Annotated in this window: 20 protein-coding genes and 1 riboswitch; of the genes, 10 read left to right on the forward strand and 10 right to left on the reverse strand. The window is 72.5% G+C overall.

Features of this window, described 5'->3' with window-relative positions:
* Positions 1-27 precede the first annotated feature (27 nt).
* Positions 28-1,074 (reverse strand): 3-isopropylmalate dehydrogenase, encoded by a 1,047-nt coding sequence (locus ACIBQ6_RS08650; protein ID WP_397210774.1) that lies wholly within the window; start codon positions 1,072-1,074, stop codon positions 28-30.
* Between the two features lie 99 nt (positions 1,075-1,173).
* Positions 1,174-1,331: riboswitch (cyclic di-AMP (ydaO/yuaA leader) on the forward strand.
* A gap of 30 nt (positions 1,332-1,361) precedes the next feature.
* On the opposite strand from ACIBQ6_RS08650, the gene ACIBQ6_RS08655 reads away from it, so the two are divergent.
* Entirely contained in the window at positions 1,362-1,925 is a 564-nt protein-coding gene (locus tag ACIBQ6_RS08655; RefSeq protein WP_358288603.1) for a C40 family peptidase, read from the forward strand.
* Here the strand turns inward: ACIBQ6_RS08655 and ACIBQ6_RS08660 are convergent.
* Complete coding sequence (locus tag ACIBQ6_RS08660) at positions 1,909-2,901, reverse strand: NAD(P)-dependent alcohol dehydrogenase (RefSeq protein ID WP_358288606.1); 993 nt, start codon at positions 2,899-2,901, stop codon at positions 1,909-1,911. The two genes, ACIBQ6_RS08655 and ACIBQ6_RS08660, sit on opposite strands and share 17 nt — an antisense overlap.
* Positions 2,902-3,082: 181 nt before the next feature.
* Between ACIBQ6_RS08660 and ACIBQ6_RS08665 the strand changes: the two genes are divergently transcribed.
* A complete protein-coding gene (locus tag ACIBQ6_RS08665) occupies positions 3,083-3,718 on the forward strand; it encodes a DUF2306 domain-containing protein (RefSeq protein WP_397210776.1) in 636 nt (211 codons plus the stop codon).
* Here the strand turns inward: ACIBQ6_RS08665 and ACIBQ6_RS08670 are convergent.
* The 3 genes from ACIBQ6_RS08670 to ACIBQ6_RS08680 all read right to left on the reverse strand — a co-directional run bounded on the left by ACIBQ6_RS08670 (position 3,691) and on the right by ACIBQ6_RS08680 (position 6,913).
* On the reverse strand, positions 3,691-4,392 hold the full coding sequence (locus ACIBQ6_RS08670; RefSeq protein ID WP_358288611.1) for a response regulator transcription factor: 702 nt from the start codon (positions 4,390-4,392) through the stop codon (positions 3,691-3,693). The two genes, ACIBQ6_RS08665 and ACIBQ6_RS08670, sit on opposite strands and share 28 nt — an antisense overlap.
* Positions 4,393-4,432: 40 nt before the next feature.
* Positions 4,433-5,566, reverse strand: a complete 1,134-nt coding sequence (locus ACIBQ6_RS08675) for a sensor histidine kinase (protein WP_397210778.1) — start codon at positions 5,564-5,566, stop codon at positions 4,433-4,435.
* 66 nt (positions 5,567-5,632) lie between these two features.
* The gene (locus ACIBQ6_RS08680; RefSeq protein WP_397210780.1) at positions 5,633-6,913 is read right to left on the reverse strand and encodes an ROK family protein; all 1,281 of its coding nucleotides are present in this window, start codon (positions 6,911-6,913) and stop codon (positions 5,633-5,635) included.
* 100 nt (positions 6,914-7,013) lie between these two features.
* On the opposite strand from ACIBQ6_RS08680, the gene ACIBQ6_RS08685 reads away from it, so the two are divergent.
* From ACIBQ6_RS08685 to ACIBQ6_RS08700, 4 genes are read left to right on the forward strand one after another with little or no spacing between them, the layout of a single operon-like run.
* Positions 7,014-8,105: a sugar ABC transporter substrate-binding protein gene (locus tag ACIBQ6_RS08685; protein ID WP_358288620.1), complete on the forward strand. Its 1,092-nt coding sequence runs from the start codon at positions 7,014-7,016 to the stop codon at positions 8,103-8,105.
* Entirely contained in the window at positions 8,106-8,825 is a 720-nt protein-coding gene (locus ACIBQ6_RS08690) for an ATP-binding cassette domain-containing protein (protein ID WP_352352201.1), read from the forward strand.
* Entirely contained in the window at positions 8,822-9,985 is a 1,164-nt protein-coding gene (locus ACIBQ6_RS08695; RefSeq protein WP_397210782.1) for a sugar ABC transporter permease, read from the forward strand. Before ACIBQ6_RS08690 ends, ACIBQ6_RS08695 begins: the two co-directional genes overlap by 4 nt.
* Positions 9,982-10,842, forward strand: coding sequence for an ROK family protein (locus ACIBQ6_RS08700; protein WP_397210784.1), 861 nt, complete (start codon positions 9,982-9,984; stop codon positions 10,840-10,842). Before ACIBQ6_RS08695 ends, ACIBQ6_RS08700 begins: the two co-directional genes overlap by 4 nt.
* An 8-nt stretch (positions 10,843-10,850) precedes the next feature.
* Here the strand turns inward: ACIBQ6_RS08700 and ACIBQ6_RS08705 are convergent, their stop codons facing one another.
* On the reverse strand, positions 10,851-10,979 hold the full coding sequence (locus ACIBQ6_RS08705) for a hypothetical protein (RefSeq protein ID WP_352318996.1): 129 nt from the start codon (positions 10,977-10,979) through the stop codon (positions 10,851-10,853).
* Positions 10,980-11,330: 351 nt separating this feature from the next.
* Positions 11,331-12,920 (reverse strand): phosphoglycerate dehydrogenase, encoded by a 1,590-nt coding sequence (gene serA / locus ACIBQ6_RS08710; RefSeq protein WP_352318994.1) that lies wholly within the window; start codon positions 12,918-12,920, stop codon positions 11,331-11,333.
* A gap of 297 nt (positions 12,921-13,217) precedes the next feature.
* Between serA and ACIBQ6_RS08715 the strand changes: the two genes are divergently transcribed.
* Together ACIBQ6_RS08715 and ACIBQ6_RS08720 are read left to right on the forward strand one after the other, a co-directional pair.
* On the forward strand, positions 13,218-14,042 hold the full coding sequence (locus ACIBQ6_RS08715; protein WP_358288628.1) for a hypothetical protein: 825 nt from the start codon (positions 13,218-13,220) through the stop codon (positions 14,040-14,042).
* A 152-nt stretch (positions 14,043-14,194) separates the two neighbouring features.
* On the forward strand, positions 14,195-15,556 hold the full coding sequence (locus tag ACIBQ6_RS08720) for an MFS transporter (protein ID WP_397164567.1): 1,362 nt from the start codon (positions 14,195-14,197) through the stop codon (positions 15,554-15,556).
* Here ACIBQ6_RS08720 and ACIBQ6_RS08725 read toward each other — a convergent pair.
* From ACIBQ6_RS08725 to ACIBQ6_RS08735, 3 genes are read right to left on the reverse strand one after another with little or no spacing between them, the layout of a single operon-like run.
* Complete coding sequence (locus tag ACIBQ6_RS08725) at positions 15,516-18,071, reverse strand: FtsX-like permease family protein (protein ID WP_397210786.1); 2,556 nt, start codon at positions 18,069-18,071, stop codon at positions 15,516-15,518. The two genes, ACIBQ6_RS08720 and ACIBQ6_RS08725, sit on opposite strands and share 41 nt — an antisense overlap.
* Positions 18,068-18,748 carry an ABC transporter ATP-binding protein gene (locus ACIBQ6_RS08730; RefSeq protein ID WP_358288637.1) on the reverse strand — a complete coding sequence of 227 codons (681 nt, stop codon included), beginning with the start codon at positions 18,746-18,748 and terminating at the stop codon, positions 18,068-18,070. Before ACIBQ6_RS08730 ends, ACIBQ6_RS08725 begins: the two co-directional genes overlap by 4 nt.
* Positions 18,745-19,257 (reverse strand): PadR family transcriptional regulator, encoded by a 513-nt coding sequence (locus ACIBQ6_RS08735; protein WP_397210788.1) that lies wholly within the window; start codon positions 19,255-19,257, stop codon positions 18,745-18,747. Before ACIBQ6_RS08735 ends, ACIBQ6_RS08730 begins: the two co-directional genes overlap by 4 nt.
* Positions 19,258-19,345: 88 nt before the next feature.
* On the opposite strand from ACIBQ6_RS08735, the gene ACIBQ6_RS08740 reads away from it, so the two are divergent.
* Together ACIBQ6_RS08740 and dacB are read left to right on the forward strand one after the other, a co-directional pair.
* On the forward strand, positions 19,346-19,897 hold the full coding sequence (locus tag ACIBQ6_RS08740; RefSeq protein WP_397210790.1) for an FHA domain-containing protein: 552 nt from the start codon (positions 19,346-19,348) through the stop codon (positions 19,895-19,897).
* 132 nt (positions 19,898-20,029) lie between these two features.
* Entirely contained in the window at positions 20,030-21,574 is a 1,545-nt protein-coding gene (dacB, locus tag ACIBQ6_RS08745) for a D-alanyl-D-alanine carboxypeptidase/D-alanyl-D-alanine-endopeptidase (RefSeq protein WP_397210792.1), read from the forward strand.
* Positions 21,575-21,722: the final 148 nt, after the last annotated feature.

Raw genomic sequence — 21,722 nt, forward strand, 5'->3', positions numbered from 1 at the left:
GCCAGGCGCGTGCGGGGCTAGGCGGTCCTAGCCGGCTACTCGCGCGGCGATGTCGTCGCCGATCTCGCTGGTCGTGCGGCCGGCGCGGCCGGTCACCCGCTCGGCGATGTCGGCGGCCACGGCCTGCTCGACCTTGGCGGCCTCGGCGTGCAGGCCGAGGTGGTCGAGGAGCATGCCCACGGACAGGATGGTGGCGGTCGGGTCGGCCTTGCCCTGACCGGCGATGTCGGGCGCGCTGCCGTGCACCGGCTCGAACATGCTCGGCGAGGTGCGCTCGGGGTTGATGTTGCCGCTGGCCGCCAGGCCGATGCCGCCGGCGATCGCGGCGCCGAGGTCGGTGATGATGTCGCCGAACAGGTTGTCGGTGACGATCACGTCGAAGCGCTCGGGCTGGGTGACGAAGAACATCGAGGCCGCGTCGATGTGGCTGTAGTCGGTGGTGACGTCGGGGAACTCCGCGGCCACGCGGTCGACCGTGCGCTGCCAGAGGTCGCCGGCGAAGGTGAGCACGTTCGTCTTGTGGACGAGCGTGAGCTTCTTGCGGGGCCGCGACTGAGCCTTCTGGAAGGCGTACCGCACGACGCGCTCGACGCCGTGGGCGGTGTTCAGCGACTCCTGGGTGGCGATCTCGTGCGGCGTGCCGCGGCGCATGACGCCGCCGGTGCCCGCGTAGAGACCCTCGGTGCCCTCGCGGACGACGACCATGTCGATGTGCTCGGCGGTGGCGCCGGCCAGCGCGGTCTCGACGCCGGGGAACAGCTTGACCGGCCGCAGGTTGACGTAGTGGTCGAACTCGAACCGGAGCTTGAGCAGCAGGTCGCGCTCCAGGATGCCGGGCGGCACGCTGGGGTCGCCCACGGCGCCGAGCAGGATCGCGTCGTAGCCGCGCAGCTCTTCGAGCACCGCGTCGGGCAGGGTCTCGCCGGTGCGGTGGTAGCGGGCTGCGCCCAGGTCGTAGTGGGTGGGCTCGATCTTCGTGCCCACGGCCTCCAGGACCTTGAGCCCTTCGGCTACGACCTCGGCGCCGATGCCATCCCCGGGGATGACGGCCAGGCGGATGTTACGCGACTCCATGGGCGGTACCTTACCGGCTCGTCTCGGCTGACGAACACATCATCTCAACAACCGGACAATCCGTTTTGGGGGGATTGCGACCTTTTGACCGTTTCGTTAGAGTTCGACGAGCCTAATCCACGCAGCCGCTGCGTGGAGCCGGGGACCCACCTTTCCCCCCGGGGCGAATCGGCTGCGCCTCCCCCGAGGAGCCGCCGTAGGGCTACTTCCAGGCCCGAGCCCGTCAGCTAACCCGGTCGGCCACGTGGAAGGACAGTCCCCTGTCTAGCATCGCCATCCTTGTGGCGGTGGCAGCGGGCGCCGCAGGTCTCGTGCCTGCCGCCCCCGCGGCTCCCGCCGCTCCGGCCGCCCCCACCCCCTCCATCACCCTCACCGGCCCCCAGGTGAAACAGGTCCAGGAACGGCACGTGCCGAAACCGGCCTGGAAGGTCGCCCTCGAATACGCCATGGACAAGCGCGGCACCCCGTACGTGTGGGGCGGCGCCAGCGAACGGGGCTACGACTGCTCGGGCCTCATGCTCCGAGCCTACGAGGACGCCGGCATCGAGCTCCCCAGAACCGCCGCGGAGCAGTACGGCGCCTTCTCAAGGAAGATCGCCTGGAAGGACCTCAAGCCAGGCGACCTGGTGTTCTTCAGCGGCCTCGGCCACGTCGGCATGATCTCCAAGCCCGGCTACATGGTCCACTCCCCCCACACCGGCGACGTGGTGAAGGAGGAACGCCTGTCGCAGTGGCGCAGGCAGGCCTTCGTCGGCGCGGTACGCCCCGACCCCAAGGGCGTCAAGCGCTGGGCCGACTACAAGCAGCTCCAGAAGGCCCCCGCCCCCGCCATGCTCACCGCGACCCTGTGACGACGACCTTCCCCGGGGCGTGCCCCTCCTCCTGGTAGCGGACGGCCGCCGGGAGCTCGCCGAAGGGGAAGGTCCGGTCGATGACCGGGGTGACCGCGCCCCGCTCGATCAGCCCGGTCAGCGTCAGCAGGTTCGCCCTGTTGCTCCCGCAGCGGACGACGTCCGCCCTGACGATCCGCTGCGGGACGAAGGGCCCCGACGCGAGCGCGGCGAACATGTGGCCGGCCGGCTGCACCCAGCGGCCGGCCGGCCCGCCCACCAGCACGTACGTGCCCTTCCTGGTCAGCACGCGGCGGCAGTCCGCCAGCCGGCGGCCGCCCGCCACGTCGAGCAGCAGGTCGAAGCGCCGGCCCGACGCCGCGAAGTCCTCCTTGGTGTGGTCGATGACGTCGTCCGCGCCGAGCGAGCGGACCAGGTCCGCGTTGCGCCCGCTGCACACGCCCGTGACGTGCGCCCCCAGCGCCTTGGCGAGCTGCACGGCGAACGTGCCCACGCCGCCGGACGCGCCGTTGACCAGCACTTTCTGGCCCGGCTGGAGGCGTCCCTCGTCGCGCAGCGCGATCAGCGCGGTGTTGGCCGCCATCGGCACCGCCGCCGCCTGCTCGAACGACAGGCCCGCCGGTCTGGGCGCCACCTCGCCCTGCCGCAGGCAGACGTACTCGCCGAAGCCGCCCCCGAGCGACATCGCGTACACCTCGTCGCCGGGACGGAACAGCGTGACGTCCTTGCCGGCCGCCTCGACCTCCCCCGCCACGTCGGCCCCGAGGACGGCGATGCGCGGCCGGCGCAGCCCGACCCCGCCGCCCATGACCCGGGCCAGGTACGGCTCCCCCCGCATGAAGTGCCAGTCGTAGGGCTGCACGGACGTGGCCCGCACCCGGACCAGCACCTCGTCGTCGCGCGGCACGGGCCGCTCGACGTCGGTCAGGACGAGCTGGTCGGGCGAGCCGAACGAGCGCAGGACGTACGCCTTCATCGTTTTCTCCCTCGTGCCGCTGATGTGCCGCCAGTGTGGGCGTGACCTGCGCGGACGCTCAACGGTCGAAAGGCGACGGCTCGATGGCCGAAAGTACGACGGCCCGCCCGCCGATGGTGCGAACCAGGACCGGCCGTCCGCGCGATGACCGGGCACGGGCGCGGGCGGCACGCTCTCAGGCATGAGATGGATCGCACCCGCCGGGCTGGTCGCGCTCAGCGTCGTCCCGCTGGTCGCCGGCGCAATCCGGGTGACCGAACTGGCCGCCGGCGCCCCCGTGGCGGCGGACAACGCGCGCTTCTTCGCCATGCCCGTGCCGGTGTTGCTGCACATCCCGGCTTCCCTGGTGTTCTGCGTCCTCGGCACGTTCCAGTTCCAGGCCCGGTTCCGGGCCGGGCGGCCGGGGTGGCACCGCGCGGCGGGGCGGGTGCTGGTGGCGTGCGGGCTGGTCGCGGCGCTGTCGGGGGTGTGGCTGACGCTCTTCTCCGACCTTCCCGCCGGCGACGGGATGTTGCTGGCCGCCTTCCGGTTGCTGTTCGGGACGGCCATGGCCGCCTGCCTCCTGCTCGGCCTGGCCGCGATCCGGCGGCGCGACGTGGCCCGGCATCGCGCCTGGATGACCCGCGGGTACGCGATCGGGCTCGGCGCGGGCACGCAGGCGTTCACCCTGGCGTTCGGGCTGGCCGCCTTCGGGCCGCCCGGCGAGCTCGGCCGGGCGCTGCTCGTCGGCGCGGGCTGGGTGATCAACCTGGCGGTGGCCGAGTGGGTCGTCCGCAGAACCCTCAGAGGTCAGGTGCGTACGCGGTCGGTCTCGTAGGCCCACATGGCGATCTCGACGCGGTTGCGCACGCCGAGCTTGGTCATCAGGCTCGCGACGTGGCTCTTGACCGTGCTGAGCGAGATGTGCAGCTCGCGGGCGATCTCGCTGTTGGTCCGGCCGCGGGCCACGGCGCGCAGGATCTCCTCCTCGCGGCCGGTGAGCGCCTCGACCGGCTGCGCGGGCGCCTCCGTACGCCCGGCTCCGGCGAACGCGGCCAGCAGGCGCGCGGTCACGCTCGGGGCGATGAGCGCCTCACCGCCGGCCGCCGCGGTCACCGCCTGGGCGAGCAGCGCCGGGCCGGCGTCCTTGAGCAGGAAACCCCTGGCTCCGGCGCGCAGGGCGGCGTAGACGTACTCGTCGAGGTCGAACGTGGTGATCACGACCACCGCCATGGGGTCGGCGACGTCGGGCCCGGCCAGCTCGCGGGTGGCCGCGATGCCGTCGAGGCCGGGCATGCGGATGTCGAACAGGCACACGTCGGGGCGCAGGCGGCGGGCCAGCTCGACGGCCCGCCTGCCGTCGCCGGCCTCGCCGACGACCTCGATGCCGGGCTGGGCGTCGAGGATCATCCTGAGCCCGGTACGCGCGATCTCCTGGTCGTCGGCGACCAGCACCCGGATGGCCGCCGTGCCCTCCGGGTCGCTTCCCGCGGCCTCCCGCCGGTCGCTCACACCGCCTCCTTCCGCACGTCCGCGGCCTCCCGCCGGGCCTTCATGCGGTCTCCTTCGGCAGGGCGGCGGTGACCGTCCAGCCCCGGTTGGGGTTGGGGCCGGCCTCGCAGGTGCCGCCGAGCAGGGCGGCGCGTTCGATCATGCCGATCAGGCCGTACCCGGGGGCGGCGACCCCGCCGGCGCGGTCGCCGTCGTCGCTCACCGTCAGGAGTACGGCGGCGTCGTCGGCGGTGACCCGGACGGTGATGTGGGTGGCGTGACGGGCGTGCCGCCGGGCGTTGGTGATCGACTCCTGGGCGATGCGGTAGAGCGCCGCGCCGGCCGAGGGCGGCAGGTCGCCGAGCCCGTCCGCGATCTCCACCTCGACCGCCGGGCCGACGCGCGGGCGTCCGGCGAGCCGCCGCAGGTCGTCGAGGTGGCGGCCCGGGGTCAGCTCCGCCGGCTCGTTCCTGCGCAGCACCCGGACCATGGCCCGCATCTCGGCGAGCGTGCGCGACGCCTCGGCCTCGATCACCCGTAACGCGTCGGTGGCCGCGCCCGGCTCGGAGGCGGCGGTGGCCAGACCCGCCTGGGCGCGGATGGCCATGGCCGAGACGTGGTGAGCGACGGTGTCGTGCAGGTCGCGGGCGAGCTGTTCGCGTTCGAGCAGTTTGACCTGGTCGAGCTCGCGCAGCCGCGCGCCGGCCCGGTAGCGGAAGGCGCTGCCCAGCCCGACGGTCGCGACCAGCACGCCGAGCGCCGGGACGACGTCGCCGGGCGCCATGCGTCCGGACACCAGCGACAGGCCGACCGCGACCAGCCCGGCCGCCATCCCGATCACGGCCTCGCGCCCGGAACCCCACCGGAACAGCGCGTAGAGCACGATCGTGACGAACGCCAGCGTGTACGTCTCCACCGGCTCGCCACCGGTCAGCAGCGGGGCCAGGGTCGTGGCGCCGAACACGAGCGCGACCATGAGCAGCGGCCTGGTCCTGCGCCACAGCAGCGTGGGGATCAGCGCGACGGTGACGGCCGTCGAGACCACCGGCCAGCGGAGGTCGGGCCGCAGCACGCCCTCGATCACCGCGGCCGGCACGAGCACCGCGACGAGCGCCCAGTCGCGCCACACCCGCAGGGGCGGGCCGGGAGGACGAGGCTCGCGCCACACGGAACGAAGGAGGCCGGCCACCCCCATATCGTAAGCGCGCCCCCACTCCCCCGCATCGCCCCGAACCCCCGTCCCACAGACGGGGGCTGGGGGTCAGTGTTTGCGGGCGTCGAAGATGAGGTCCCAGGCGCGGGACTTGGCGTGGGCGACCGCGCCCAGCAGCACGCCGCTGTCGCCCAGCGCGCTGGCCACCACCCGCGGGCGCAGCGGCCCGAGCTCGGCGATGCGGCGCTCCACGGACGCGCCCAGCAGGTCGAGGTTGCGCCCCACTCCCCCGCTCAGCACGATCACCTCCGGATCGAGCACGGCGGCCACGGCCACCAGCAACCCGCCGATGCGCCGGCCCTCGGCCTCCACGACCGATCTGGCCGCCGCGTTCCCCTCGGCGGCGGCGGCGAAGACCTCCCTCGCCGTCTCCAGCTCCAGCCCCGCCGCCCGGGCGGCGCGCACCACACCGGGCGCGGAGGTGGCCGCCTCGGTGGCCCCGTGCGTGAAGGGGTCGGCGTCGTGCGCGAAGGAGTCGGCCCCGCGCTTGAGGGGGTCGGCGTCGTGCGCGAAGGAGTCGGCCCCGCCCTTGAGGGGGTCGGCGTCTTCCGCGAAAGGGCCGGTCGGTGGGGCGGAGGCGGGGGGTTCCTCGGCGGCCGGGATGTAGGAGACCTCGCCCGCCGCCCCCCGCGCCCCGACGTACAGCTCGCCGTTGATCACGATGCCCATGCCGACGCCGGTGCCGATGGACACCAGGGCGAAGTTGGCCTTGCCCTGCCCGGCCCCGTGGACGTGCTCGCCGACGGCGGCCAGGTTGATGTCGTTCTCGATGACGAGGTCGACGCCCAGGGCGGCGTGCAACCGGTCGGCCAGGTCAGGCGGGCCGGGCAGGTTGGGGGCGAAGTCGAGGCCGCCGCGCACGGGGTCGTACACACCGGGTGAGCCCACCACCGCGCAGGTGATCGAGCTCCACTCGACCTCGGCCTCGCGGGCCGCCGCCCCGGCCAGCTCGCCGACCAGCTCGGCCAGCTCGGCCGAGGTGCGGGCCGTGTTGCGGCCGTCGGTACGCCCGGCGAACGCGCCGCGCAGGTCGGCCACGGCCACCCTGATCCAGTCGCGGCCGATGTCGATGCCGGCGACGTGGGTCGAGGCGGCGTTCACGTCGTACAGCGAGGAGACCGGGCCGGGCCGTCCGGACACCTCGCCCACCAGGTGGACCAGGCCGTCCTCGGCCAGCCCCGCCAGGGCGGCCGAGACCGTGGGCTTGGACAGGCCGGTGCTCTTGGCCAGGTCGGCGCGCGAGGCGGGGCCGTGCTCGTGCAGCTGGTCGAGCAGACGGCGCTCGTTGAGCACCCGCAGCAGCCGTGGATTCGCCAGGTCGCGTCGCATGTCCGGCCTCCCTCCGAGGTGCACTCTAGCCAACACGCCTGATAGTAAACTACCTTTCTTACCAAGCGGGGGCGGGCATCTTCTGAGAGGACGAAGTGCGATGCACCGAGCTTGGCGACTCATCCCCGCGGCGGCGGTCCTGCTGGCCGCCGCCTGCGGGAACAGCACCACCACCGGCACGACGGCCACTCAGGCCGACGGGCCGCGGCAGGGCGGGACGATCGCCCTGTTCCTCCCCGAATCCAAGACCACCCGATATGAAGCCTTCGACCGCCCGCTGTTCGAGGCCAAGGTCAAGGCGTTGTGCCCCGCCTGCAAGGTGATCTACGGCAACGCCGAGCAGGACGCGGCCAAACAACAACAACAGGTCGAGGCCGCGCTCACCCAGGACGCCGACGTGCTCGTCCTGGACGCCGTGGACGCCAACGCGGTCGCGCCCCTGGTCAACCAGGCCAGGCAGAAGAAGGTCCCGGTGGTCGCCTACGACCGGCTGATCTCGGGGATCGACTACGCCTACTACGTCTCGTTCAACAACGTACGGGTGGGCGAGATGCAGGGTCAGGCGCTGCTCGACGCCATGAACGCCAAGGGCACCACGGCCAAGGGCCAGATCGTGATGATCCACGGCTCGCCCACCGACCCCAGCTCGGCCGACTACAAGAAGGGCGCCAAGAGCGTCCTGGACGGCAGGGTCAAGGTCGGCAGGGAGTTCGACACCCCCGACTGGAGCCCCGACAAGGCGCAGCAGCAGATGGAGCAGGCGATCACCGCCATCGGCCGGGACCAGATCGTCGGCGTGCTGTCGGCCAACGACGGCATGGCGGGCGGCGCCATCGCGGCCATGAAGCGCGCCGGCTACAAGGAGCTGCCGCCCATCACCGGTCAGGACGCCGAACTGGCCGCCGTGCAGCGCATCCTCACCGGCGAGCAGTACATGACCATCTACCTGGACATCAGGAGAGAGGCGGAGAAGGCCGCCGAGCTGGCCGTCGCCCTGACCAAGGGCGAGCAGCCCGCCGCCACCTCCAAGGTGAACAACGGCACGGCCGACATCCCGGCCTTCCTCCTCGACCCCATCGCGGTCACCGCCGACAAGATCAAGGACACCATCGTGAAGGACGGGTTCTACAAGGCCGACCAGATCTGCACGGCCGAGGTCAAGGCCGCCTGCGCGAAGGCGGGCATCGAGTAGATGATCGCGGCGACCGGGATCTCCAAACGGTACGGAGCGGTGCGGGCGCTCGACGGGGCAGGGCTGGAGCTGCGTCCCGGCGAGGTCGTGGCGCTCATGGGCGACAACGGCGCGGGCAAGTCGACGCTGGTCAAGACCATCTCCGGCGCGGTCGTGCCGGACGAGGGCCAGATCACGGTGGACGGCGCGCCGGTGCGCGTCGCCACCCCGCACGACGCGCAGGCGCTCGGCATCTCGACCGTCTACCAGGACCTCGCGCTCTGCGAGAACCTCGACGTCGTGGCCAACCTGTTCCTCGGCGCCGAACGCCGCCGCTGGTCGGTGCTGCGCCACCTGAGCATGGAACGCGCGACCCGCGACCTGCTCGCCCAGCTCGACGTGCGCATCGGCGACATCAGGGTGCCGGTGTCGACCTTGTCGGGCGGCCAGCGGCAGTCGGTGGCCATCGCCAGGGCGCTGCTCGGCGAACCCCGGCTGGTCATCCTGGACGAGCCGACCGCCGCGCTCGGCGTCGAGCAGACGGCCCAGGTGCTGGCGCTGATCCGGCGGTTGCGCGAGCGCGGGCTCGCGGTGCTGGTCATCTCGCACAACCTCGCCGACGTGCGCGAGGTGAGCGACCGGGTGGTGGTGCTGCGTCTCGGACGCAACGCCGGTGAGTTCCGTACGGCCGAGGCCTCCCGCGAGGAGATCGTGGCCGCGATCACAGGAGCGGGCGAATGACGGCGATGCCGATCACGGTGACCGGACGGCTGCGCCAGGGAGAGGCCGGCGCCTGGCCGGTGGTCGGCGGCCTGGTGGCGATCACGATCGTGTTCAGCACGCTCAACGAGCGTTTCCTGTCGCCCGAGAACCTCACCAACCTGGCACTCCAGATGGCCGCCACGGGCACGATCGCGCTCGGCGTCATCATGGTGCTGCTGCTCGGCGAGATCGACCTGTCGGCCGGCTCGGTCAGCGGCCTGTGCGCCACGATCATGACGATCGCGCACGTCAAGCAGGGCTGGAACGCCCTGCTGGCCATCCTGCTCGCGCTGGCGGCCGGCGCGGCGATCGGGCTGCTGCACGGGCTCATGCTGACCAAGCTGCGCATGCCGTCGTTCGTGGTCACGCTGGCCGGGCTGATGGGCTGGCTCGGGCTGCTGCTCTACCTGCTGCGCCAGGGCGGGACGATCAACCTGCCGTTCAACGGGTTCATCTCGGGGCTGAGCGACACCTGGCTGCCGGGATGGCTGTCCTGGGCACTGGTGATCGGGCTGGCCGGCGGTCACGCCGCGATCGCCACGCTGGCCAGGCGGGCACGGCTGGCCGCCGGGCTGCCCGTGGCGCCGGCCTGGCAGGTCCCCGTGACGGCGGGCGGGCTGGCGGTCGTGCTCGGCGCGGCGGTGGCGGTCATGTCGGCCGACCGCGGCGTGCCGCTGCTGCTGGTGCTCTTCGGCGCACTGGTGGTCCTGCTCGACCTGGTCCTGCGGCACACCGCGTTCGGCCGCCACCTGTACGCCGTCGGCGGCAACGCCGAGGCCGCCAGGCGCGCGGGCATCAACGTGACCAGGATCAGGATCCTGGCGTTCGTGCTGGCCTCGACGCTGGCGGCGGCGGGCGGCGTGCTGGCCGCCAGCCGGCTGTCGGCGGTCAACCAGGGGTCGGGCGGCAGCGACATCCTGCTCATGGCCATCGCCACGGCGGTCATCGGCGGCACGTCCCTGTTCGGCGGACGGGGACGGGCCTACGCCGCGCTGCTCGGGGTGCTGGTCATCCAGTCGATCACCAGCGGCATGTACCTGCTGAGCGTGGACTCCTCCGTCCGGTTCATGGTGACGGCCGGCGTGCTGGCCCTGGCGGTGGCGATCGACTCGCTGGCCCGCAGGGGCGCCGCCCGGTGAGCCGGGTCCTGGGCATCGACGTCGGCGGGACCAAGGTCGCGATCGGGGTCTCGGGCTCCGACGGGCCCGTGGTCGCCGGCCGCACCCGGCTGGAGACCGGCCCGGACACGCTCGTCCGGGCCCTCGCCGCGGCCCGCGCCCTGGACGGGCGGCCGGCCGCGGTCGGCTTCTCCACCTGCGGGGTGATCAGGGACGGCGTAGTGCGCCTGGCGCCGAACGTGCCCGGCTGGGAGGGGCTGGAGCTGCCCAAACTGCTGCGCGAGGAGTTCGGCGCGACGCCGGTGGCCATCGACAACGACGTGAACGCGGCGGCGGCGGCCGAGCTGCGGTGGGGCGCGCTGCGCGGCGTCTCCACGGGCGTCTATCTCAACCTCGGCACCGGCCTGGCGGCGGCCCTGGTGGTCGGCGGCCGGGTGGTGCCCGGCGCGCACGGCGCGGCGGGCGAGATCGGCTACCTCCAGGTCACGCCGGGGCAGGCGGCCTTCGCCGACGGGCGGGTGCCGCTGGAGGAACTCGTCTCCGGCGCCGGGCTGGCGGCCAGGGGCGGCGCGCTGCTCGGCCGCGCGACCACGGCGGAGGAGGTGCTCGCCGCGCGTTCCGGGCCGCTGGCGGAGCTGGTGGCGCAGGCGTTGTCGGTGCTGACCATGACCGTGGCGAACCTGTGCGTCACCCTCGACCCCGAGGTGCTGGTCGTGGGCGGCGGCATGATGGGCGCGGCCGGGCTGATCGTGCCCAGGCTGGCCGGGGAGGTGCGGCGCGCCGTGCCGTTCCCGCCGGAGATCCGGCCCGGCCGGTTCACGGACGACGCGCCGCTGCTCGGCGCGCTCGCCCTGGCCCACGCCGCGGCGCGGGCCTGAGGGCGGCGCTACCGGGCGGAGTTCTGGGGGGCGCCGCCGTTGTCCCTGCGGTCGAGGGCGGTCTGCAGGGCCTCAGCGGCCTCGTTCTCGTTCTCTTCGGTACGGTTCCAGGCGTACATCTCGTACATGTCGCTCATCTCGTTTCGCTGGCGCGTTCCAGAAAAGAGGGCGTCGGACCCCGGTCGCGAATCCGACCGGGCCTGCTCTCGCGGGTCCGGGTCACGGACCGGGCGAAGGGAAGGGACTGACCGGCCGACGGCATCACCACTCACCGCGGCGGGTCGTCGGCCTGCCCTAACAGGCCCCGCCGCGGCAGGTAATGAGTACGAGAACCTGGCGCATTTCCATCCACGGTACCCGGCGGCTGTCTCGCTGTCTCGTTGGATGTCCTACTATCTCGCATTCTGAGACAAGAAAAGGCCGCCACCCGGAACGGTCCAGGTGACGGCCTTCCCCCGGATCGGGGGCTCAGTCCTCAGGTCGCGAGGTCAGTCCTCCAGGTCGACCGAACGGCCGCTCTCGGCGCCGATCTCGGCCGCGATCTGGTCGATCACGGCGGCCGGGATGGCCGAGTCGACGGTCAGCGCGATGAGCGCCTTGCCGCCCTTGACGTCGCGGGCCACCTGCATCGAGGCGATGTTCACGCCGGCCTCGCCGAGCAGCCGCCCGACCACGCCGACGACGCCGGGACGGTCGGTGTAGGCGAAGAACGACAGGTGGGCCGTCGGCTCGATCTCCATCTCGTAGCCGTTGACCTCGACGATCTTCGTGATCTGCCGGGGGCCGGACAGCGTGCCGGAGACCGAGATCTGGCGGCCGTCGGCGAGCACGCCGCGCACGGTCACCACGTTGCGCCAGTCGGGGCTCTCGGAGCTGGTCACCAGCTCCACGCTGATGCCCCGCTCCTTGGCCAGCAGCGGCGCGTTGACGTACGTGACCTGCTCCTCGATCACGTCGGCGAACACGCCCTTGAGCGCGGCCAGCTCGATGACCCGCACGTCCTGGGAGGCGATCTCGCCGCGGACCTCGACGTCGAGCTTGGTGGCGACCTCACCGGCCAGGGCGGTGAACACCCGGCCCAGCTTCTCGGCCAGCGGCAGGCCCGGCTTGACGTCCTCGGCCACCGCGCCGCCCTGGACGTTGACCGCGTCGGGCACGAACTCGCCCGCCAGCGCCAGCTTCACGCTCCGCGCGACCTGCGTGCCGGCCTTCTCCTGGGCCTCGTGCGTGGAGGCGCCGAGGTGCGGCGTGGCGACGACCTGGTCCAGCTCGAACAGGGGGCTGTCGGTGCACGGCTCCTTGGCGAACACGTCGAGGCCGGCGCCCGCGACGCGACCCTCCTTGATCGCCGAGTAGAGCGCGGCCTCGTCCACGATGCCGCCGCGGGCCACGTTGATGATCCGCACGGACGGCTTGACCTCGTGCAGCTCCTTGTCGCCGATGAGCCCGAGGGTCTCCTTCGACTTCGGCAGGTGCACGGTGATGAAGTCGGCCTGCTTGAGCACCTCTTCGAGGCTGAGCAGCTTGACGCCCATCTGCGCGGCGCGGGCCGGCGGCAGGTAGGGGTCGTAGGCGATCAGCTCGACGCCGAACGGCTGGAGCCGCTGGGCCACGAGCTGGCCGATCTTGCCGAGGCCGAGGATGCCGACGACCTTCTCGTCCAGCTCGACGCCGGTGTACTTGGAGCGCTTCCACTCCCCGTTCTTCAGCGCCGCGTGGGCCTGGGCGGTGTTGCGGGCGCTGGCCAGGATGAGCGCGATGGTCTGCTCGGCGGCGCTGGTGATGTTGGAGGTCGGCGCGTTGACGACCATGACACCGGCCTTGGTGGCGGCCTCGACGTCGACGTTGTCGAGGCCGACGCCGGCGCGGGCGACCACGCGCAGCTTCGGCGCGGCGGCGATGGCCTCGGCGTCGACCTGCGTGGCGGAGCGCACGATCAGGGCGTCCACGTCGGCGAGGGCGGGCAGAAGCTGGGAACGGTCCGCTCCGTCGGTGTGGCGGACCTCGAAATCGGCGCCGAGCACGGCGAGGCCGGCCTCGGACAGCTCCTCTGCGACCAGAACGACGGGCTTGTTCACAGGCGTGGATCCTTAGGGGCATGCGGCGGGCTGGAGGGACACGTCGCTGGGCCCCTCGGATCCCTCAGAGTCTATCCGCGCTTGTGAACGCGTTCACGAGGGACCCACGATTTGAGACGGCCCCGCTCGGCGTCGCGACGCCCTGGACGCGGCTCCGGTACCCAGGCGGCAGCAAAGTCATCCACTCTGCACACATCTTTGTCTTGATCGGGGGATTTATTGGCCATTAGCCTGATAAGCCGTGGCCGACTACCTATGGTTCGTCATATGAGCATCGGGAATCCTGCGCTTGCCGACGTGCTCGCACAGCATGGCATGCCTCATCGCCTGCTGGCGGCCCTCGCCGACGGTGGAGTCCTGGTGGCAGTGCGACCAGATCGATCGGTCGTCCTTGGGACGACCCAGGCGGGTGACCGGGTTCTGCTCGGGTACACCAGCCCTGCTACCTACGCCAGGCACCGCGGCAGCCATTCCCTGTCGGTGTGCGACGCCGACACCATCCTGGACATCCAGCGCGTCACCGGCGTGCCGGAGATCGTGATCGACGCCGCGGGCCCCGCAGCCGCGGCCGTGCCCATCGACGATCTCCAACGCTTCCTCACCGGCACGCGTTCGGGGCCCACACCCGTGCTGTCGGGGGCGGCGCCCGCCGCCTACGCGACCGGCGCCATGGCAACCGTCTCGCGCGTGCCCGCGCTGGCGCAGGTGGCCCCGCCCACCCCGCAGGCGCCCGCGCTGCCGTGGGTCCCCGCGCCCCGGCCCCACCTGTCGGGGCCGATGCAGCAGGTGGACCCCGGCTACCGCCGGTGCACGCACCCGATCCTGCCGGCGCTGCGGCAGGCCATCGCGCAACTGCTGGGCGACTTCCCGCTCGTGCACCACGTGTGGATCTCCGAGGCCGGCACCGCGTCCGGGGCGACCGGGATCATGCTGCACGTCAAGGTGCACATGTCGGCCGCCGAGGACGTCGTCCGCGACCTGCACCGCCTGGTACGCGCCCGCCTGCCGCAGTTCGCGGCCAGCGGCGCGCCGATCCTCATGGCCAGGGTCGCCGACGCGCGCAGCGAGCGCCGGATGATCGAGATCGGCGCGCACGTGGTCTGCGCCAACGTGCGCGAGTAGCCGGCGTACGCGAGTAGCCCGGCACCGGTGTGGAGCCCGGCATGGGTGTGGAGCCCGGCGTGCGGGGAACGGCAGGCGCGCGGGAGTGATCCGGTGGGGCCCGGGAAACTGGGCCCTACCGAACAAGCCCTCGCTCGGCTTGAATGGGCCTCATGATCACATCGCCGGTGAGCGCGCCCACGGTCTCCAGGGGCGTGCGCCTCGGCTACGGCGTGGGCTCGTTCTGCACGGCCACGGTCAGCGCCGTGCCCGGCCTGCTCCTGCTGTACTACATGACCAACTTCCTGGCCGTGCCCGCGTGGCTGGCCGGCGTGGTGGTCACCGCGCCCAAGGTATGGGACCTGATCATCAACCCGCTGGTCGGCCGCTGGTCGGACCGGACCGTCTCGCGGATGGGGCCGCGCCGCCCCTGGCTGCTGGCCGGGTCGCTGACGCTGCCCGTCGCGTTCTTCCTCGTCTTCGCCGGGCCGCCGCTGACCGGGGTCCCGGCCGCCCTGTACGTCGGGCTCTGCTTCATGGCGACGGCGACCGCGTACGCGCTGTACGAGGTGCCGTACAAGGCCATGCCCGGCGAGATGACCGACGACTACCACGAGCGCACCTCGCTGCTGCAGTGGCGGATGGTCTTCATCGGCGCGGCCACCGCGATCAGCGGCGTGCTGGCCCCGATGATCGCCACCGGTCAGGGCGATGAGGGCACGCTCGGCAGCTACCGGCTGATGGGCCTGACGATCGCCCTCATCCTGCTGGCCTCGATGCTCGGCTCGTTCTTCGGCACCGCCCGCGCCCCGATGACCGGCGCGCCGGAGGCCGACCACGGCGGGTGGCGCGAGCAGCTCGCGGCGATCAGGGGCAACCGGGCGTTCCTGTGGCTGACCGTCATGGCCTGCCTGCAGATGCTCGCCGTCAGCATGATGCTGGCCGCGGCGCCGTACTTCGCGTCGTACACGCTGGGGTCGCCGAAGAGCACGCAGACGCTCTTCGCCGCGCTGGTCGGGCCGATGCTGCTGACCATGCCGCTGTGGGTGTGGCTGGCCCGGCGCTTCGACAAGCGCGGCGCGATGATCCTGGCCGCGCTGCTGTTCGGCGGCGGCACGGCGGCGGCCATGGCGACCCCGCTGTTCGGCCCCCTGTACGCCCACCTGACCATCCTGCTCGTCGGCATCGGCATCGCCGGGGTCGAGCTCATGCTGTTCTCGATGCTGGCCGACGTGGTCGCCGCCGACGCCGCCGAGTCGGGCAAGCGGCGGGCCGGCGTGCTGACCGGGCTGTGGACGGCCATCGAGAGCGGCGTCAGCTCGTTCGGAGCGCTGATCTTCGGGGTCATCCTGTCGATCGGCGGGTTCGTCGAGTCCGACGCGAGCACGCCCGTCCAGCAACCGGACAGCGCCGTGACCGCGGTCCTCGTCGGGCAGACCGCGGTCCCGGCGCTGATCATCTTCCTGTCCGTGCTGGTGACGCTGCGGTACCGGCTCAGGCCACCCGACGGGCCAGCACCAGGCGTGTCCGGGTGAACAGACCGGCCACCAGGGCCGCCACCAGCGGCAGGCCCAGCACGACCACGGCCAGGAACGACCAGGGCACGTCGATCGTGCCCGGCCCATCCAGCAGCGTGCGCATGCCGCCGGCGCCCATCCTGGTCATCGGCCAGGTCAGCGCGACACCGGCCACCGCGCCGGCGACGAGGCCGACCACCGCGCCCAGGCCCGCGATGTAGGCGGCCTGGGCGGCCACCACCAGCCTGCGCACCCGCGGCGCCGCGCCGACCGCCGACAGGTTGTTCAGGTCGGGACGCATGTCGGCCGCCGCCAGCCCGGTGGCCGCGAACGTGCCCCCGAGCACCAGGACCAGCGCCGCGCCGAGCAGCACCAGCAGGGCGAAGGCGCGGTCCTCCGCCTTCCCCCGCTTGACGTTGAGGTACAGGTTGCCGTTCACCTCGCCCCGCAGATCGGCCTCCATGCGCCGTTCGTCCTGCGGCGGGGACGCGGTGTAGAGCACCCGCTCGACCGTGCCGAGGCCGGCCTTGGCCAGCGCCTGCGGCGGGATCACGGCGCCCGCCTGCCGGGGGTCGGCGCCGCTCGACACCACGGCCGGGATCCGGATCCGCTTGCGCTCCTTGATGGTGTCGGAGTCCCAGTCGCTCACGGTCAGCTCGATCGTGCCGTCGCTCACCACGTCCGTGCTGAACGCCACGGCCTTGCCCGCCGCCAGCGCGGCGGCCGCCTGCGGGTCCCGGCGCTTCTGAAGGAAGGCGAGCAGGTCCGCCCCGCCGATCGGCGGCTGGTCGTAGAACCGCTGCGCGCATGCCGGCTCGCACGTCCGCGGCACGGTCAACCAGAGGTCCCGGCCCTTGGCGTCCGTCGCCTCGTGCCCGGTGACGATGTCGGTGCCGGGGAAGCGGGCGCGGACGGCGTCCTTCAGCCTGGCCCACGTCTGGCCGTCCACCTCCGTGGCGCCGCCGATCACCGTGGTGCCCAGCGGGAACACCGTGACGCTCTGCTCCTCCTGCTGGGTGTACGCGCTGCTGCTGCCGATGCCGAGCGCGACCACCGCCATGGTCGCCGCCATGACGGCGGCGGTGGCCGAGGCCGTACGGACGCGGTGGCGCGCGGCGTCGCGCACGGACAGGCGCAGCGGGAGCGGCAGCCGGGCGGCGATCCGCGAGGTGGCCTGGACCAGCCACGGCGTCAACGCCACCATGCCGAACACGAACGGCACGAAGGCCGCGATCATCGTCACCGTGCCCCTGGTCATGGCGTATCCGATCGCGCCCAGCCCGGCCGCCACCAGCACGATCCCGAGCACGGGACGCGGGGCCCGACCCTGGACCTGCGCGGCCCGGCCGGCCAGGACCTGCGCGGTGTTCTGCCGGCTCGCCTGCACCGCGGGCACGATCGCCGCGATCAGTCCGCTGACCAGGCCGAGCGCCGCCACGCCGAGCACCGGCAGCCACGGCACGTCGGCCGGCCCGTGCGACCAGTCCAGTTCCCTGGCCGCGACCGACTCGACGAGCAGGCCGGGGCCGATGCCCAGGACGACCCCGAGCACGGCCGCCGCGCCGCCGAGCACCAGGCCGTCGGCCAGCACGATCAGGCGCAGGTGCCGGGCCGAGCCGCCCTGCGCGGAGATCACCGCCAGCTCCCTGCGCCGCCGCCGCAGCCCCACGGCGAACGCCGGGCCGGCCAGCAGCACGGTCTCCATGACGACGAGCACGATGACCACGCCGAGCTGGACCAGGGCGCGCGCGTCGTCCGGGTTCCCACGGGAGTCGTCCTTGTGGGCGTCGAGCACCGCGCGGGAGGTGACGCCGAGGCCCGCGTCATTGAGCTGCGACACCTTCGACCGCAGGACCGGACCGGCGGTGTCGACCAGCCAGCCGCTGCTGTTGCCGTCGTTCTGGTGGACGAGCACACCCTCGGGCAGGGCGGCCAGTTCCAGGATGCCGGGCCGGTTGGGGTTCGCGGCGACGCCGACCACCTTCACGGTGCGGTCCGGCCGCCGCAAGGTGAGCGTGTCGCCCACCCGGACGCCCAGGTCGGCCATCTTCGGCGAGATCGCCACCTCGCCGGGCGCGGCGGCGTAGCGGCCCTGCTCCAGGGTGCGCATCCCGGCCGTCATGGGGTCGCGCAGATCGACCTCCACGACGTCCGCCTGGTTGAAGCCGTCGGGCAGCCGGACGTTGACCAGGCTCGTCTGGTAGCGCAGCAGGCGGCCGGGGAGCAGCGTGTTGATCTCCGCGGGCGTCCACGGCCGCTGTGAGGTGCCGCTCTTCGGCTGGTACGCGGAGTCCCCGCTGTAGTCCTGCCGGACCGGGGTGCGGTACGGGAAGGTGATCAGGCGGGCGTCGGCCGCCCCCAAGCGCGTGACCGCCCGCTCCTTCGGGGTGACGCTGGTCGTGGCGGCGCCGGTGAGCACCGCCGTGATCACCAGGACGGGCAGGCCGATCATCACCATGATCAGGGCGCTGCGGCCCTTGAAGCGCGACGCGTCCCTGCGGGAGATCCGCAGGGCGGCGAGGAAGGCGCTCATCGCGAGCTCTCCATCCGCACCGCCGACGCCTCGGCGATCAGTCCGTCCCGCAGGTAGACCACCCGGTCCGCCCAAGCCGCGTAGCGCGGCTCGTGGGTGACCAGCAGCACCGCCGCGCCCTCGTCGCAGCGGTTGCGCAGCAGGTGCAGGATCTCGTCGCCGGTGGCCGTGTCGAGCGCGCCGGTCGGCTCGTCGGCCAGCAGCAGCCGCCGTTCGCCGACCAGCGCCCTGGCGATGGCCACGCGCTGACGCTGGCCGCCGGACAGCTCCTCGGGAAACCGGTCGGCGATCTGGTCGACGCCCACGTCGGCCAGGACGGCCAGCGCCTCCCGGCGGGCCTGGCCGGCGCGGACGCCGTCCAGTTCCCTGGGCAGCATCACGTTCTCGGCGGCCGTCAGGGACGGGATCAGGTTGAGGTCCTGGAAGACGTACCCGACGCTGCCGCGTCGCAGCGCGGCCAGGTCACGGACCCCGGCCAGGTCGCGGCCCTCGATCAGGACCGTGCCCGACGTGGGCCGGTCGAGGCCGCCGGCCAGGTTGAGCAGCGTCGACTTCCCCGAGCCCGACGGGCCCATGACCGCGACGAGCTCCCCTTGTGCCACCTCCAGGCTCACGCCGCGCAGGGCGTGCACCTGGCCGTGCTCGCGGGTAACGTCCCGCAGCTCCACCACAGTCATTGCTTCTTCTCCTTGACAACGGCCTCGCAGTGGTCGAGCCAGCGCTGCTCGGCCTCGGCCTTGAAGATCATCGATTCCAGGACGAGCCGCTGGGCGAGGCCGTCACCGGCGGCCCTCTTGGCCCTGGTCAGGTCCTGCAGCGTGCGCATGGTCGCCATTCGCTGGGCCAGGATGACCGCGCCCACGTCCACGTCGGTGGCGGCGACGGCCATCGCGATCTTGATGGCGAGTTCGTCCCGAGGCCGGTCGGAGTGGTCGACGGGGGTGCTGAACCATCGCTCCAGTTCCTCCCGACCGGCCTCGGTGATCGTGTAGACGGCCCTGCCCTGCTCGTCGGCTCCACCCGGCGCCACCAGGCCGTCACGTTCCAGGCGGGCGAGCGTCGTGTAGACCTGGCCGATGTTGAGCGGCCAGGTCGCCCCCGTCGACGCCTCGAACTCCACCCGGAGCTGATAGCCGTAACGCGGCGCGCTGCTCAGCAGGGCGAGCAGTCCGTGTCTGATCGACATGGATACTGAGTATGCATACTGAGTATGGCCATCGCAACTGATCCGCGTATTCTGGACACGGAACGCCGTTCAGGCCGATACTCGGGACATGAGCTCCACCCAGCCGCCGTTCCGCGCCTCAGACGGGGAACGCGACCGCGCGATCGACGAGCTCAAGCACCGGGCCGTGGAGGGCCGGATCTCCCACGACACCTTCGTCGGCCGCGTCGACCAGGCGCTGCGGGCGCGCAACCAGCACGAGCTCGACGAGCTGGTCGCCGACCTGCCGCGCCGGCCCACGATCAGGCAGCGGCTGACGGACGCCGTCTCGTCGGTGTCGGAACTCACCACCCGGTTGCAGGCGGCCTGGCGGCGGCCGCGGCTGCCCCGGCTGGCGTTGCCGGACGACGACCGGCTGCGTTACGTCGTGGGCCGGGGGTCGGCCTGCGACCTCGTCCTGTCGGACCTGACGGTGTCGCGCGTGCACGCCGAGCTGCGGCGGGAGGGCGACGGCGGCTGGCTGCTGGTCGATCTCGGCTCACTCAACGGCACCCGGCTCAACGGGTGGCGGCTGGTGGGGCCCGTCCGGGTCAAGTCGGGCGACGAGATCTCCTTCGGCGACTGCGGCTTCCTCCTCGCCTCCGGCCAACCCTCCTCCTGAACCCCGGCTTCCTTCTCCCCCCTCCCCCGCGTCCCGCGCCGAGCCGGCTTCAGAAATACGGATATTTGCGGATTACACGGCGACTGCGCTGATTCATGCTCACATGCGATCCCCCAGTCCCTTGGAGACCACATGCGGCGCACCTCAGCCTCCCTCCTCGCGGGCACGCTCGTCGCGGCACTCGCGTGGGCGTCCGGCCCCTCCACACCGGCGGTCGCCCTCGACCCCTCGCCCGGCGTGGCCGACCTGACCCAGGACATCAACCAGATCCTCGGCGACTCCCGGCTCACGATCGCCAGGGCGGGCGTCGTCGTGAAGAGCGCCGCGAACGGCGAGCAGCTCTACGCCACCGACGCCGGCAAGCTGCTGACCCCGGCGTCCAACACCAAGCTGTTCACCTCGGCGGCGGCGGTGGAGACGCTCGGCCTGGACTACCGCTTCCCGACCACCGTGCTGAACGCCGGCCGCAAGGTCGGCTCGGTGCTCACCGGCGACCTCGTGCTGCGCGGCACCGGCGACCCGACCATGCTCGCCGAGGACTACGACGCGCTGGCGGCCAAGGTCGCGGCGGCCGGCGTCAAGGTCGTCACGGGCAAGCTGATCGCCGACGACACCTGGTTCGACGGCCAGCGGCTCGGCACCGACTGGGCCTGGGACGACGAGACCGCCTACTACGCGGCGCCGATCTCCGCGCTGACCGCCTCCCCCGACCGCGACTACGACGCCGGTTCGGTGATCGTCTCGGTCGAGGCGGACGGGGGACAGGTCAAGGTCTCGACGACCCCGGCGACCGACTACCTGAAGATCGTCAACAAGGCCACCGTGGGCGCCGAGACCGACGTCCTCATCGAGCGGCAGCACGGCACGCGGACGGTCGTGATCACCGGCACGGTCGCCGACCCGTACCAGGAGTGGGTCGCGGTGGACGACCCCACGGCCTACGTGTCCTCGCTGTTCCGCAAGGCGCTGGCCGCGCACGGCGTACGGGTGCTCGGCCCGACGGCGACGGGCGCGGCTCCCGCCGGGGCGGCCGAGCTGGCCAGGCACGACTCGATGCCTCTGAGCGAGCTGCTGGTGCCGTTCCTGAAGCTGAGCAACAACATGCACGCCGAGATCCTCACCAAGGCCATGGGCCGCAAGGCCGCGAACCAGGGCACCTGGTCGGCCGGACTGAAGGTCGCCACGGACTTCGCGAAGGCCAACGGCGTCCAGGTGATCAACATGCGGGACGGCTCGGGCCTGTCGCGCCGCGACGGCTTCTCGCCGGGCTCGATCGTCCAGCTCCTGACCGCCGTACGGACCAAGCCGTGGTTCAACACCTGGTACGAGGCCCTGCCCATCGCCGGCAACGCCGACCGTCTCACCGGCGGCACGCTGCGCAGCCGGATGCGGAACACCCCCGCGGCGAACAACGTGCACGCCAAGACGGGCTCGCTGACCGGCGTGACCTCGCTGTCCGGCTACGTGACCAGCGCCGAGGGCGAGCCGCTGATCTTCTCGATCATGCTGAACCAGTACCTGTCCGGCTCGCCGAAGGACATCGAGGACAAGATCGCCGTACGGCTCGCGCAGTTCTCGCGGGCGACGGCGACCGACGTCACCGCCCAGCTCAAGGCCGCCGACCAGGGCACGGCGGGCGACCTGGAGTGCTCGTGGCTGAAGCCGGCCCAGTGCTGACGAACCGGTGAACGCCTCCGGCGACCTCCCTGCGGGGGGCGGACCGGCGGCGCTGACCCTTCGACCGGCGGCGCTGACCCTTCGACCGGCGGCTGCGTCCGGACGCGGGGAAGACAAGCAGCGCTGACCCTTCGACGAGCGGCGGCCT

The organism is Nonomuraea sp. NPDC049655, assembly GCF_044465465.1.
In the GTDB taxonomy this organism is placed as follows: domain Bacteria; phylum Actinomycetota; class Actinomycetes; order Streptosporangiales; family Streptosporangiaceae; genus Nonomuraea.